The 13,361-nt window shown below is 46.1% G+C and carries 12 protein-coding genes; all 12 read left to right on the plus strand.

Annotated elements, in window-relative coordinates:
* Positions 1-301: 301 nt before the first annotated feature.
* The 12 genes from flgB to R7Z10_RS21250 all read left to right on the plus strand — a co-directional run bounded on the left by flgB (position 302) and on the right by R7Z10_RS21250 (position 12,854).
* The gene (flgB, locus tag R7Z10_RS21195; RefSeq protein ID WP_005382026.1) at positions 302-697 is read left to right on the plus strand and encodes a flagellar basal body rod protein FlgB; all 396 of its coding nucleotides are present in this window, start codon (positions 302-304) and stop codon (positions 695-697) included.
* A 5-nt stretch (positions 698-702) separates the two neighbouring features.
* Positions 703-1,116, plus strand: coding sequence for a flagellar basal body rod protein FlgC (gene flgC / locus R7Z10_RS21200; RefSeq protein ID WP_005382028.1), 414 nt, complete (start codon positions 703-705; stop codon positions 1,114-1,116).
* Positions 1,117-1,133: 17 nt separating this feature from the next.
* On the plus strand, positions 1,134-1,844 hold the full coding sequence (gene flgD, locus R7Z10_RS21205) for a flagellar hook assembly protein FlgD (protein WP_005382029.1): 711 nt from the start codon (positions 1,134-1,136) through the stop codon (positions 1,842-1,844).
* Between the two features lie 30 nt (positions 1,845-1,874).
* Complete coding sequence (gene flgE, locus R7Z10_RS21210; RefSeq protein WP_005382030.1) at positions 1,875-3,188, plus strand: flagellar hook protein FlgE; 1,314 nt, start codon at positions 1,875-1,877, stop codon at positions 3,186-3,188.
* 331 nt (positions 3,189-3,519) lie between these two features.
* A complete protein-coding gene (gene flgF, locus R7Z10_RS21215) occupies positions 3,520-4,269 on the plus strand; it encodes a flagellar basal-body rod protein FlgF (protein WP_005382031.1) in 750 nt (249 codons plus the stop codon).
* Positions 4,270-4,287: 18 nt separating this feature from the next.
* Complete coding sequence (gene flgG, locus R7Z10_RS21220) at positions 4,288-5,076, plus strand: flagellar basal-body rod protein FlgG (protein ID WP_005382032.1); 789 nt, start codon at positions 4,288-4,290, stop codon at positions 5,074-5,076.
* 30 nt (positions 5,077-5,106) lie between these two features.
* On the plus strand, positions 5,107-5,886 hold the full coding sequence (gene flgH / locus R7Z10_RS21225; RefSeq protein WP_005382033.1) for a flagellar basal body L-ring protein FlgH: 780 nt from the start codon (positions 5,107-5,109) through the stop codon (positions 5,884-5,886).
* 43 nt (positions 5,887-5,929) lie between these two features.
* Positions 5,930-7,021: a flagellar basal body P-ring protein FlgI gene (locus tag R7Z10_RS21230; RefSeq protein ID WP_005393118.1), complete on the plus strand. Its 1,092-nt coding sequence runs from the start codon at positions 5,930-5,932 to the stop codon at positions 7,019-7,021.
* Between the two features lie 16 nt (positions 7,022-7,037).
* On the plus strand, positions 7,038-7,964 hold the full coding sequence (flgJ, locus tag R7Z10_RS21235) for a flagellar assembly peptidoglycan hydrolase FlgJ (RefSeq protein WP_115385802.1): 927 nt from the start codon (positions 7,038-7,040) through the stop codon (positions 7,962-7,964).
* Positions 7,965-8,124: 160 nt separating this feature from the next.
* Entirely contained in the window at positions 8,125-10,065 is a 1,941-nt protein-coding gene (gene flgK / locus R7Z10_RS21240; RefSeq protein WP_318105871.1) for a flagellar hook-associated protein FlgK, read from the plus strand.
* 13 nt (positions 10,066-10,078) lie between these two features.
* A complete protein-coding gene (gene flgL / locus R7Z10_RS21245) occupies positions 10,079-11,272 on the plus strand; it encodes a flagellar hook-associated protein FlgL (protein WP_005382037.1) in 1,194 nt (397 codons plus the stop codon).
* Between the two features lie 427 nt (positions 11,273-11,699).
* A complete protein-coding gene (locus tag R7Z10_RS21250) occupies positions 11,700-12,854 on the plus strand; it encodes a flagellin (protein ID WP_064369047.1) in 1,155 nt (384 codons plus the stop codon).
* Positions 12,855-13,361: the final 507 nt, after the last annotated feature.

Raw genomic sequence — 13,361 nt, forward strand, 5'->3', positions numbered from 1 at the left:
GTATCTCTTCATTGATAGAAAAGCCTGACTTCGTGTCAGGCTTTTTTGTTTGTTACCTTTCTGCGCCGAGCGTTTCATGTATCACTCAATTAGTTGAAGCGCGTTTTTGCCTTGTGCCCTCAACACGGTGTATCTTTATTAAGTGAACAAAGTGATACGACATGACATTCCAGTTACTTTGGCTCACTTATTGCTATTTCAATTCACGGTAACCACTAGGTTGGTGTAATGCTTTAGGTTTTGGCATGCTAATTGCTTTTTGGTTATCAATCACGGTCAGTTCTTAATTGTAGAGGCAAACATGGCTATATCTTTTGACAATGCACTAGGGATCCACCAGCACACGGTGGGCGTACGTGAGCGCAATGCAGAGGTGATTTCCACCAATATCGCACAAGCAAACACGCCTGGTTACAAAGCAAGAGGTTTAGACTTTGCGAAGGAATTGCAAGCGGCAACATCTGGGGCAAGCATTGGTCTTAGTCGCACAGATGGTCGGCATATTCCTGCCACTACAACGTTGGTTGGGGACAAGTTATATCGTCTTCCTACGCAACCAGATACGGGAGATGGCAACACGGTAGACTTGGATTTAGAGCGTAACTTGTTTATGCAAAACCAAATCAGACACCAAGCATCACTCGACTTTCTAGGCAGCAAATTCAAGAACTTAACCAAAGCAATCAAAGGGGAATAATTTAGATGAGCTTATTTAACGTTTTCAATGTGACAGGTTCCGCAATGAGCGCTGAATCCGTTCGTCTGAATACTACCTCAAGCAACTTGGCGAACGCCGACAGTGTCAGCAGCTCTGCGAAAGACACTTACAAAGCGCGTCATGCAGTGTTTGGTGCAGAGTTAAGTAACGCCATGCGTGGCGGTGATACGGTGCCAGTGAAAGTGATGGGTATTGTAGAAAGTGATAAACCGCTGAATGCGGAGTACAACCCAGACCATCCCCTTGCAAACGAAGAAGGCTACATCTACAAGCCTAACGTCAATGTAATGGAAGAAATGGCAAACATGATTTCAGCTTCTCGTGCATATCAGACTAATGTACAAGTCGCTGATTCTAGTAAACAAATGCTGCTGCGTACGCTGCAGATGGGTCAATAAGGATAAGGGGGTAGCGTATGGCCGGAATTAACAACGTTGGTCAAAGCGGCTTGTCCTATATCGACCAGCTTAAAAGTCTACAAGAGAGTAACAAGAAAGCGGAAGAGAGCACGGGTAAGCAGGACCTAAAACAGGAAGACTTCTTATCATTGCTCACGAAGCAACTGTCTCAGCAAGACCCTTTTAAGCCGGTAAGTAATGACCAGATGATTGCGCAAATGGCTTCATTTGCGACCGTTGATGGCATTGGCAAGATGAACACTCAGTTTGAGAGTTTGAATTCGTCAATGACATCAAATCAAGCGTTACAAGCTTCCTCTTTGGTAGGGCGTGACGTATTGGTCCCAGGAGCAGCAGGTGTGAAGCAGGACGACGCACCAATGGCGGCAATGGTTAAGCTTTCACAATCTATCGATAATCTGTTTGTTCGTGTAGAGGATGAAGCTGGCCAACTGGTTCGTACCTTTGAGGTAGGGGCGAAACCAGCCGGCGACACGCGTGTGCTTTGGGACGGTAAAGATGAAAGCGGAAATCCACTGCCAGCTGGCAAATACAAAGTGAAAGCGTCTGGCTTAGTTGAAGGGGAGTCGCAAGAGTTCCCAGTATCGACATACGCCAACGTAAACAGCGTATTGCTTGGCAAAGGTGACGGAAACGTATTACTCAATCTGGCTGGTTTTGAATCGCCAGTTCGACTTGCAGAAGTATTGGAAGTCGGCAAAGCGTAGTCATAGCTCGCTAGATTAGGAGATTTTGGAATGTCATATGTATCTTTAAGCGGTTTGTCCGCCGCCCAACTGGATTTGAACACCACCAGTAACAACATTGCGAACGCCAACACTTACGGCTTTAAAGAGTCCCGTGCTGAGTTTGCTGATGTCTACTCTAACTCTTTATTTACTAACGCAAAAACCACACCGGGTGGTGGTGCGCAAGCAAGCCAAGTGGCACAGCAGTTCCATGAAGGCTCTAGCATTTACACCAACAACCCAATGGATTTGCGTGTTTCGGGGACAGGTTTTTTCGCTGTAGCGAAAGAGCGTCTAACTCCACAACAGAATGAACTGACACGTAATGGTGCATTTCACTTAAATAAAGAAAACTACATGGTGACCGCGAACGATGAGTTCTTATTAGGTTACCAAGTGGACCCAAGCTCTGGTGAGGTTTCTTCATACGAGCCACAACCCATCAATATTCCTGCTGAATTTGGTAAGCCAAAACAAACAGCAAACATTGAAGTGGGTGTGAACTTGCCAGCGAACGGCGATTTGAAAGATCCAACGCAGTTTGATTTTTCAGACCCAGATACATACAACCGTTCAACCTCTTCGACAATTTATGACTCGATGGGTCAGTCTTACAAGCTAACGACGTATTACTTGAAAGATCAGACTCAGCCAAATACATGGAACACTTACTACACCGTGACAGATAAAGAAGGTGAAAAGCCTTTAAATGTTGCGGCTGGTGATGCGCAAACGCCAACAGGTCATGTGGGGCATACCATGAAGTTCAACAACGATGGTACGTTGGCGAGCTTGAACAATGGTCAGCCAATCACTTCTGTGGCTCTGGGCGATCCGGCGACGAACACGACACCAGTCGATATGAATGGTGCCGATCCTGCGCAGACGCTTAACTTCGGCTTAGGCTCAGCAACACAGTTTGCGGCTCCGTTCGAACTGACTAAGTTTGACGAAGACGGTGCAACGACGGGCTTCCTAACCAAAGTTGACTTCGATGAAAACGGCAGCGTATTGGGAACTTACTCAAACGGTGAAAACGTTACATTGGGTCGTGTTGCTCTCGTACGTGTTCCAAACGAGCAAGGTCTGGATAAGAAAGGCGGCACTCAATGGGATTCAACGCAGTTCTCTGGTGACAAGATCTGGGGTGAATCAAATAAAGGCTCTTTCGGCACCATCAATAACGGTATGCTGGAACAGTCAAACATTGATATGACGCAGGAGTTGGTGGACCTGATCTCTGCTCAGCGTAACTTCCAAGCAAACTCACGTTCGCTAGAAGTACACAACCAACTACAACAGAATATCTTACAGATCCGCTAGAGCACTAGCTGGGTCATTCGATACTCTGCTTGAGTAAGCAATGGCGTGTGATTGCTTCTTAGTAATTGCCGCTTTGTTCATTTTCATCATGACATTCATCTGATGCTTAGCCTGAATACACCTCACTCAGGCTAAGCATGCTTTGATCTACGATTTGCCGCTGTTGCCGCCGTATGGATCAAAACCTTGCCTCTCGTTACAGTTTTCTGCCTCTATTGACCTCTTTTCATTGTTGATTTTTAATTCAAAGTATTGATTAATAAGTCTATTTTTGTTTTGGCATAACTATTGCTTTTTACTCCGTGTACAGAGAGATTTTTTGGAGTAATTTATGGATCGCGCACTGTTTCTCGCAATGAGTGGCGCCAAGCAAAATATGCAGGCACTACAATTGCGCGCTAATAACTTGGCTAACGTAAGCACGACCGGATTTCGGGCTGATTTAGCACAGGCTCGCTCAATGCAGGCTTATGGTGAAGGCCATCCTTCACGTGTATTCAGCATGACAGAGCGTCCAGGGCATAACTTTGCTCAAGGTAGCGTGATTACAACAGGGCGTGATCTGGATGTGACGATTGAAGGCAGCGGTTGGATATCGGTACTCGATCATACAGGGAAAGAAGGGTTGACCCGTAACGGCAACCTAAAAGTCGATCAAAATGGCATGCTTACCAACGCAAGTGGTCATTTGGTGCTGGGTGAAAACGACGCGCCGATTACTTTGCCTATCCCTCTCTCCAAAATTGAAATCGGTCGGGATGGCACCATCTCTGTACTTCCTCAAGGTGCCCCGGCAGAAGAATTCCAAGCGGTTGATCGCATTAAGCTTGTTAAGCCTAATGATCAAAGCTTGTTTAAAGACACCAATGGCTTATTTCGCCATAAAACTCCAAACCAACCTTACGAAGCAGACGCGACTGTTAGCCTCCAGACGGGAGCGATAGAAGGCAGTAACGTGAATGCCGTAGGTGAAATGACCGCATTGATTGACTTACAACGTCAGTTTGAAATGCAAGTCAAGATGATGAGCACAGCTGAAGAAATGGATAAATCTTCAGATTCACTGCTTCGTATGAGTTAACAGAGTTAGAGGTTCACTATGCATCCAGCACTATGGGTAAGTAAAACAGGTCTAGACGCCCAACAAACCAACATTGCCACGATTTCGAACAACTTGGCGAACGCCTCTACTGTCGGCTACAAAAAGAGCCGTGCAGTATTCGAAGATCTGTTCTATCAGAACATCAACCAGCCTGGCGGCCAGTCATCTCAGAACACGGAACTGCCAAGTGGCTTGATGCTAGGTGCGGGTTCTAAAGTGGTTGCGACGCAAAAAGTGCACACGCACGGCAATGCACAGACAACGACCAACGCACTGGACATGATGGTGGAAGGCGACGGCTTTTTTCAAGTGACATTGCCGGACGGCAACATCGGTTATACCCGTAACGGTCAGTTCACGCTAAATGGTGAAGGCACGTTAGTCACGTCGGGTTCTGGCTACCCTGTAGAGCCTGAAATTGTGATTCCAGAAGATGCGATTTCTATTACTGTCGGTACGGATGGTGAAGTGTCGGTTCGCGTCCGAGGGCAGCAAGACAACCAAGTCGTTGGTCAGTTAACCATTACAGATTTTGTTAACCCGGGTGGCCTAGAGCCAATTGGTCAGAACCTTTACTTACCAACGGGTGCCAGTGGCGATCCACAAGAGGGTGTTCCAGGTTTGGACGGTCTGGGTGAAATTCGTCAATCCATGCTGGAAGCGTCCAACGTGAATGTAACGGAAGAGTTGGTCAACATGATCGAAGCCCAGCGCGTTTACGAAATGAACTCAAAAGTGATCTCGTCAGTCGATAAAATGATGAGCTTCGTTAACCAGCAATTGTAACGATTAAGAGCAAGATTTGAGGAGCTCACGATGAAACGTATTTGCCTACTCGCTTTGATTGCTACGATGTCGGGCTGTGCCATGTTGGAACCGATTGAAACGGATGAAGTGACACAAGCAACCACTGTGGTCGACGCAGTAGAAGGCGATAAATCGAAAGAAGAGAGCAGCGGTATTGTAGATACTTTACGTGGTAGAAGTGATCCGGTTGCTGGCGACCCTGCTTGGGCTCCAATTCATCCGAAAAACAAGCCTGAGCATTACGCTGCTGCAACAGGTTCGTTGTTTAGCGCCGAGCACATTACCGACCTATACGACGATTCTAAACCACGTGGTATTGGCGACATTATTACCGTAACACTGGATGAGACAACCAGTGCGACGAAAAGCGCAAATGCCGATTTATCGAAAACCAATGAAGCGCAAATGGACCCGCTTCAAGTGGGCGGAGAAGAGCTGCAAATTGGCGGAAAATATAATTTCTCTTATGACTTAAACAACTCCAACTCATTTGCAGGTGACTCTTCTGCAAAGCAGAGCAACAGCATCAGTGGTTACATCACTGTTGAGGTGATCGAAGTACTGGCAAACGGCAACCTCGTGATCCGCGGTGAGAAGTGGATGACGCTAAATACGGGTGATGAGTACATACGTTTAAGTGGCACTATTCGTCCGGATGATATTAATTTCGACAACACCATTGCATCAAATCGCGTTTCTAACGCAAGAATTCAGTACTCTGGCACTGGTTTGCAACAAGATATGCAAGAGCCAGGCTTCTTGGCACGATTCTTTAATGTAGCGCTATAACACGCCGTGCTGACGGCAATTTGACTGCAAGAGATAAGTAAGCATGAAAAAACTCCTTTTAGTACTGATGAGCGTTGCTCTGTTTTCTACCGTAGCCCAAGCCGCACGTATCAAAGACGTCGCGCAAGTGGCAGGTGTACGAAGCAACCAACTCGTGGGTTATGGTTTGGTTTCAGGCTTACCTGGTACGGGTGAAGCGAACCCGTTTACAGAGCAAAGTTTCGCCGCCATGCTGCAAAACTTCGGCATTCAGATGCCGCCGGGCACAAAGCCAAAAATTAAAAACGTTGCCGCAGTCATGGTTACGGCCGAATTGCCGCCTTTCTCTAAACCGGGTCAGCAAGTGGACGTGACTGTCTCTTCCATCGGAAGTGCTAAAAGTTTGCGTGGTGGCACCTTGCTGCAAACGTTCCTCAAAGGTCTCGACGGTCAAGTTTACGCGGTTGCTCAAGGTAACTTAGTAGTGAGCGGCTTCAGTGCTGAAGGTGCTGACGGTTCAAAAATCGTAGGTAACAATCCAACCGTTGGTCTTATCTCTAGTGGTGCGACAGTAGAGCGCGAAATTCCAAACCCATTTGGTCGTGGCGATTACATCACGTTCAACTTGCTTGAGTCAGACTTCACAACGGCTCAACGTATGGCGGATGCGGTAAACAACTTCCTTGGCCCACAAATGGCGAGCGCTGTTGACGCGACATCAGTGCGCGTGCGTGCTCCTCGTGACGTCAGCCAGCGTGTTGCGTTCTTATCGGCAATCGAAAACCTAGAGTTCGACCCAGCAGATGGTGCAGCCAAAATCATCGTTAACTCACGAACGGGCACCATCGTAGTTGGTAAGCATGTGCGTCTTAAACCTGCAGCAGTAACGCATGGCGGCATGACGGTTGCGATCAAAGAAAACCTGAATGTTAGCCAACCTAACGGCTTTTCTGGTGGGCAAACCGTTGTCGTACCAGACTCGGATATCGAAGTCAGCGAAGAGCAGGGCAAGATGTTTAAGTTTGAGCCAGGCTTAACGTTGGATGATTTGGTCCGTGCAGTGAATCAAGTCGGCGCAGCGCCGTCGGATTTGATGGCTATCTTGCAAGCATTGAAACAAGCTGGTGCCATTGAAGGCCAGTTGATCATCATTTAATGGTTAGGAGGTAGGTATAATGAACAATCCTAACGACATTGGTTTTATTCATGACATCAGTTCGCTGGATACCTTGCGTCAAAAAGCAGTGAAGGAAGGTAAAGATGGCGAGCAAGAAGCACTGCGTGCAGCAGCTCGTCAGTTCGAATCTATTTTCACCTCCATGATGTTGAAATCCATGCGAGAAGCCAATGAGGGCTTTGAGTCCAACATGATGAACAGCCAAAACGAGAAGTTCTATCGACAAATGTTGGATGAACAGATGGCGAGTGAATTGAGTTCGTCTGGTTCAATGGGACTGGCCGATATGATTGTTAAGCAATTAACGGCTGGGCAAGGGAACGACAAAAAAGAAACGGCTATGCGTGATGCGGCAAACAATGCTGCGGAATATCGTCGTGTTGACCCGAAAAAAGCGCGCGAGATTGAACAGCGCTTGATTGAGTCTGGTCAGCTATCTCGACCAAGCAATGAACCCACTCGATTCGATTCACCAGAATCCTTTGTTAACTCGATGAAGCCATACGCGGAGAAAGCTGCGAAAGCCTTAGGTGTCGAGCCATCTCTGCTACTTGCGCAAGCCGCTTTGGAAACGGGGTGGGGACAAAAGGTCGTGAAGAACGCGCGTGGCAGCAGCAACAACTTATTTAATATCAAAGCAGATCGAAGCTGGCAGGGTGACAAAGTGACGACTCAAACTTTAGAGTTCCACGATAACACGCCAGTGAAAGAGACGGCAGCGTTTCGCTCCTACTCAAGTTACGAAGACAGCTTTAATGACTTTGTACGATTTTTGAATGACAACCCACGTTACGAGACAGCATTGCAGAAACGCGGGAATTCAGAGTTGTTTATTCGCGGTATCCACAGTGCGGGTTACGCGACCGATCCGAATTACGCAGATAAAGTCCTGCAGGTGAAGGATAAAATCGAAAGTATGTAATGTCTCTGCGACAATTTATGACGTTCTCGAAGGCTTGCCATAGTGCAAGCCTTCACTTTATCTGAACATCTACGCCTTTCTATCACTTGGCACATCTTTTGCTTTTAATGTGTCTAGGTGATCGGTTTTGCCGATTTATATTTCGTTTTCGGGGGCATGTATGGCGTCAGATCTTCTGAATGTAGGTACTCAAAGTGTGCTTACTGCTCAGAGACAATTAAACACCACTGGTCATAACATTTCTAATGTTAATACAGAGGGTTATAGCCGTCAGTCTGTTATCCAAGGCACGAATGATCCGCGCATGTTTGGTGGTTCTACCTACGGCATGGGTGTGCATGTGGAAAATGTTCGCCGCTCGTGGGATCAGTTTGCCGTGAATGAACTGAACCTGTCGTCGACCAACAATGCCAACAAAACGGATACCCAAGACAATCTTGATATGCTCTCTAGCATGTTGAGTTCAGTGGCATCGAAGAAAATTCCTGAGAACCTGAATGAGTGGTTCGATGCGGTAAAAACCATGGCAGATACCCCGAACGATTTAGGGGCACGAAAAGTGGTATTGGAAAAGGCGAAAATCTTCTCTGATACATTAAATGATTTCCACGAAACCGTGCGACTGCAATCTGATGTCACCAATAAAAAATTGGATATGGGCATTGAGCGCGTTAACCAACTTGCGTTGGAAATTCGCGATATTCATCGACTGATGATGCGTACTCCCGGTCCACATAATGACCTGATGGATCAGCATGAAAAGCTGGTTACTGAGCTGTCAGAGTACACCAAAGTTACCGTAACCCCACGCAAAAATGCGGAAGGGTTTAATGTTCATATCGGCAATGGACACACTCTTGTTTCTGGCACGGAAGCAAGCCAGCTCAAAATGATCGATGGCTATCCGGATGTTCATCAAAGACGATTAGCAATGGTGGAAGGGAATGGCATTAAAGCGATCAAGTCTGATGATATGGATGGCAAAATCGGCGCTTTACTTGAAATGCGCGACAAACACATCCCACAACTGCAAGATGAAATGGGCCGTTTAGCGACGGGCTTTTCCTACAAAATTAATCAGCTGCAATCTCAAGGTCTGGATCTCAACGGCAAGATAGGTAAAGACGTATTTACCGACGTGAACTCTGAGCTGGTGGCAAAATCTCGAGTTTTTGCTGCGCCTGACTCACAAGCTGATGTTGCGGTTTACATCGAGGACATTTCCGCGATCAAAGGTGGTGAATATTCGCTGCGTTTTGATGGCGACCAATACAGCGTGACAACACCGAAAGGTGAGCAAATGTCGTTGAACATCGACCGTTCGGATTCGTCGTTTGTTCTGGATGGTATGAAAGTGCAAATTGGTGAAGGCCTTGGCGTCGGTGAGCGCGTATTGCTCCGCCCAACGAGAAGTGGTGCAGCCATCATAAAGATGGAAACCAATGACGCAAAAGCTATTGCCGCACAAAGTTATGAAGCCTCAACCACTTTTGCCCAAGGTAACGCCAAGTTTAAAATTCGTGAGGCGGGGGATGTTAAAGAGTTTGAGGTTACCGTACAACCAGCCGACGAGAAGCATGATAAGCCGTGGTTAAAGATCACGGATAACAAGGGTAATTTACTATCGGACAAATACTCATACCCGTTAGATAAAGATAACCCGATGATTGAAATCTCAGTGCCGAAAAGCCATCCGCTGTATAAAAACGGCGATGCAACCGTGTTTGAGTTGAGCGAAGGCGCACTGATGAATGATAAATTCACCGCAAACTTGGTGCCTTCTGAAGGTGGTAACGGCAACTTGAGAAAAATGCAGAAGATCCAAACAGACAAGATGATGGATGGAAAATCCAGTACCTTGATCGATGTTTATCATAACCTCAATACTGAAGTTGGACTGAAATCTTCTACAGCAAACCGTTTAGCCTCCGTCGCTCGTTTAGAGCATGAAGCGGCGCAAGAGCGCGTTGCTTCTATTTCTGGCGTTAACCTCGATGAAGAAGCGGCCAACATGATGAAGTTTCAACAAGCGTACATGGCTTCATCACGTGTGATGCAAGCGGCGAATGATACCTTCAATACCATTTTACAACTGAGGTAAGGAGAAGAGATAAGTGCTAACCCGAATTTCTAGTTTCCATAACTATCAGTCCGTACAAAATGATCTGCGTCGTCAAGAGAATAAGGTTCACCACAACCAAGAGCAACTTGCTTCAGGGAAAAAGTTACTGAAACCTAGTGACGACCCCCTCGCTGCGCATTACATCCAAAACATTAGTCAGCAACAAGAACAGCTACAACAATATCTTAGCTCGATAGTGTTGGTGCGTAATCGTCTAGAAAACCACGAAGTTAATATCGCCAATGCGGAGAATTTTGCCGACGAGTCGAAGCGCTTAACGATGGAGATGATTAACGGTGCCTTTTCTGCTGAAGACCGACAAGCAAAGAAGCGTGAGCTAGAAGAGATTGCGAACAACTTCCTTAACTTGGTGAACTCGCAAGATGAATCTGGTAACTACGTGTTTGCTGGCACTAAGCCAAAAAGCCAACCATTTTATCGCGATAAAGATGGTAGCGTGCAATACGCTGGGGACGATTATCAGCGCAAAATGAAAGTTTCTAGCATGCTTGAGATGCCAATGAACGATCCTGGCAGCAAGCTGTTTATGGAGATACCAAACCCATTTGGCGACTATCAGCCGAATTACGATCTACAAAATGGCTCTGAGCTGTTGCTAAACAAAGCTACTAACGTTGACGCTAAGGATGATGCGGCGTATCGCGTGACATTTGTCGATATGAATAACGGCAAATTTGGTTACCAATTAGAGCGTAACGGCAAAGTAGTGGATGCCGATGAGTTTTCTCCAGAGAAAGGGATTGAATACAAAGGCCTGAAAGTGCATGTAAAAGGCCAAATTACGCCTGGTGACAGCATTGAGATCGAAAAGCGGGCAGAGTTCAGCATTTTCGATACCTTCAAGGATGCAATGGCATGGTCAGACAAATCGGTTTCGGATACGTCGGCGACCGCCAAATTGCACCAAATGACAGAAGAATTCCACGCTGCTTTTATCCATTTGAATAAAGCGCGTACAGATGCCGGTGCTCGATTGAGTACGCTGGATATCCAAGAGCAAAATCATGAAGACTTTAATTTGTCTCTGGCAAAAGCGAAGAGCAACTTTGAGGACTTGGATTACTCCAAAGCCGTGATCGAGTTCAGTGAAAACTCGCGAGCGTTACAGGCATCGCAACAAGCATTCGGTAAGACCAAAGATCTAACGTTGTTTAACTACATCTAGTATGACACTCATACACATTGTCTGATTTTGATGCCTTATGTGCAAAGCCTTAAGCGCGATAAGTCGACGTAACCTGAGAGTCTGAGATGTCATGCGGCACGATTTTACCCAAAGCGGCAATGATGCGGGAGGCAAGTCGGGCGGCAACAGGGCAGCGTTCAATACCCTTGGGCTAAGATGAGGCTGACAAACCGGAAATAGCTTAATGATAAAGCTAACTTATTGTTTATTTGATTCTTTTAAAAGTAGTTAAATAATTCACGCAAGTTGGCACACAAATTGTATTGAAAATATCAGAACAGATTTAGAGATTCTAAACCCTGCGTTTAAGGCAGATTTAGCAAGTAACTTTTACGGTCAGTGCTTATCCAAATGAGAGTAAAGCTGGCCGCTTCGCAAAAGCTTGCGAACTCAACAGGAGAGCAAAATGGCTGTAACAGTTAGTACTAACGTCTCCGCGATGACCGCGCAGCGTTACCTAAACAAAGCGACTGATGAATTAAACACGTCGATGGAGCGCTTATCTTCAGGACATAAGATTAACAGTGCAAAAGATGATGCGGCAGGTCTACAGATCTCTAACCGCTTAACTGCACAGTCTCGTGGCCTAGATGTGGCAATGCGTAACGCGAACGATGGTATCTCGATTGCACAAACCGCTGAAGGTGCGATGAATGAGGCAACCTCTGTCATGCAACGAATGCGTGACCTTGCGATTCAATCATCGAACGGTACTAACTCTCCAGCTGAGCGTCAGGCGATCAACGAAGAGTCAATGGCATTGATTGACGAGCTAAACCGTATTGCAGAAACCACTTCATTTGGTGGTCGTCGTCTATTGAACGGCTCATTCGGTGAAGCGGCATTCCAGATTGGTGCGAGCTCAGGTGAAGCCATGATCATGGGACTCACCAGCATTCGTGCGGACGATACTCGCATGGGCGGTGTGACCTTCTTATCTGAGAACGGTAAAGATAAAAACTGGAGCGTTGACCCAGCTAAATCTGACTTGAAGATCACGCTACCAGGTATGGGTGAAGACGAAGACGGCAATGTTGATGATCTAGAAATCAACATTAATGCCAAAGTGGGCGACGACATCGAAGAGCTTGCCACTTACATTAATGGTCAGTCTGATATGATTAATGCGTCTGTAAGTGAAGATGGCAAGTTGCAAGTTTTTGTCGCGCATCCAAACGTTCAGGGTGAGATTTCTATTTCTGGTGGATTAGCATCTGAGCTTGGCCTGAGTGATGAACCTATCAGAACGTCAGTACAAGATATTGATATGACCACGGTACAAGGTTCTCAAAACGCGATTTCTGTGCTGGATTCGGCACTGAAATACGTAGACTCGCAACGTGCAGACTTAGGTGCGAAGCAAAACCGTCTGAGTCACAGCATCAACAACTTGGCAAACATCCAAGAAAACGTTGACGCATCGAACAGCCGAATTAAAGATACAGATTTTGCGAAAGAAACCACGCAAATGACCAAAGCACAAATTTTGCAACAAGCAGGTACATCGATTCTTGCTCAAGCGAAACAGTTGCCAAACTCTGCAATGTCACTATTGCAGTAGTTTACTTAGCCTGTACTCAATACATTCAGACGTGGATGGGAATGCAGGCTTTTGGCAAGCAGCTTTACAATAGAATGAGCGGCTCTCTCATCTCTCACCTGCCAATCATTTTCAATGTAAAGTTGCACTCGGTATGCCGGAAATGTGTTCATTTCTCTTGATCTCCACATAGGCTCTGGCGACCAACCTAGCCCCAGTTCTCTCAAAGGAAAAGGGGCTTTTTCTTTTCTAATCTTCACGTCTATCGTCTGCGAACTTACCTTTAATTGTTTCCTTTTACTGGTTTTCTATACAGTTTAGCCCTCTCGGCTCGATTTGTGGAAACTTGAGCACTTTTTCTTACTTTTCTTCAATTTTATTAGCTAAATCTCGCAATGTTATTTTTTTAAACTTTTTTCTAAAGCTTCTGAATTTGGTGTCGTTAATAGAGGTAACTTTGAGAGAACTACTTGGTTTTCCGAGACGTCGGAAACCGCTACACCGGAAAATCAATTGGAGAAATCACCA

Origin of the sequence: Vibrio sp. Vb1018, assembly GCF_033338775.1 — a bacterium.
Classification (GTDB): domain Bacteria; phylum Pseudomonadota; class Gammaproteobacteria; order Enterobacterales; family Vibrionaceae; genus Vibrio; species Vibrio alginolyticus.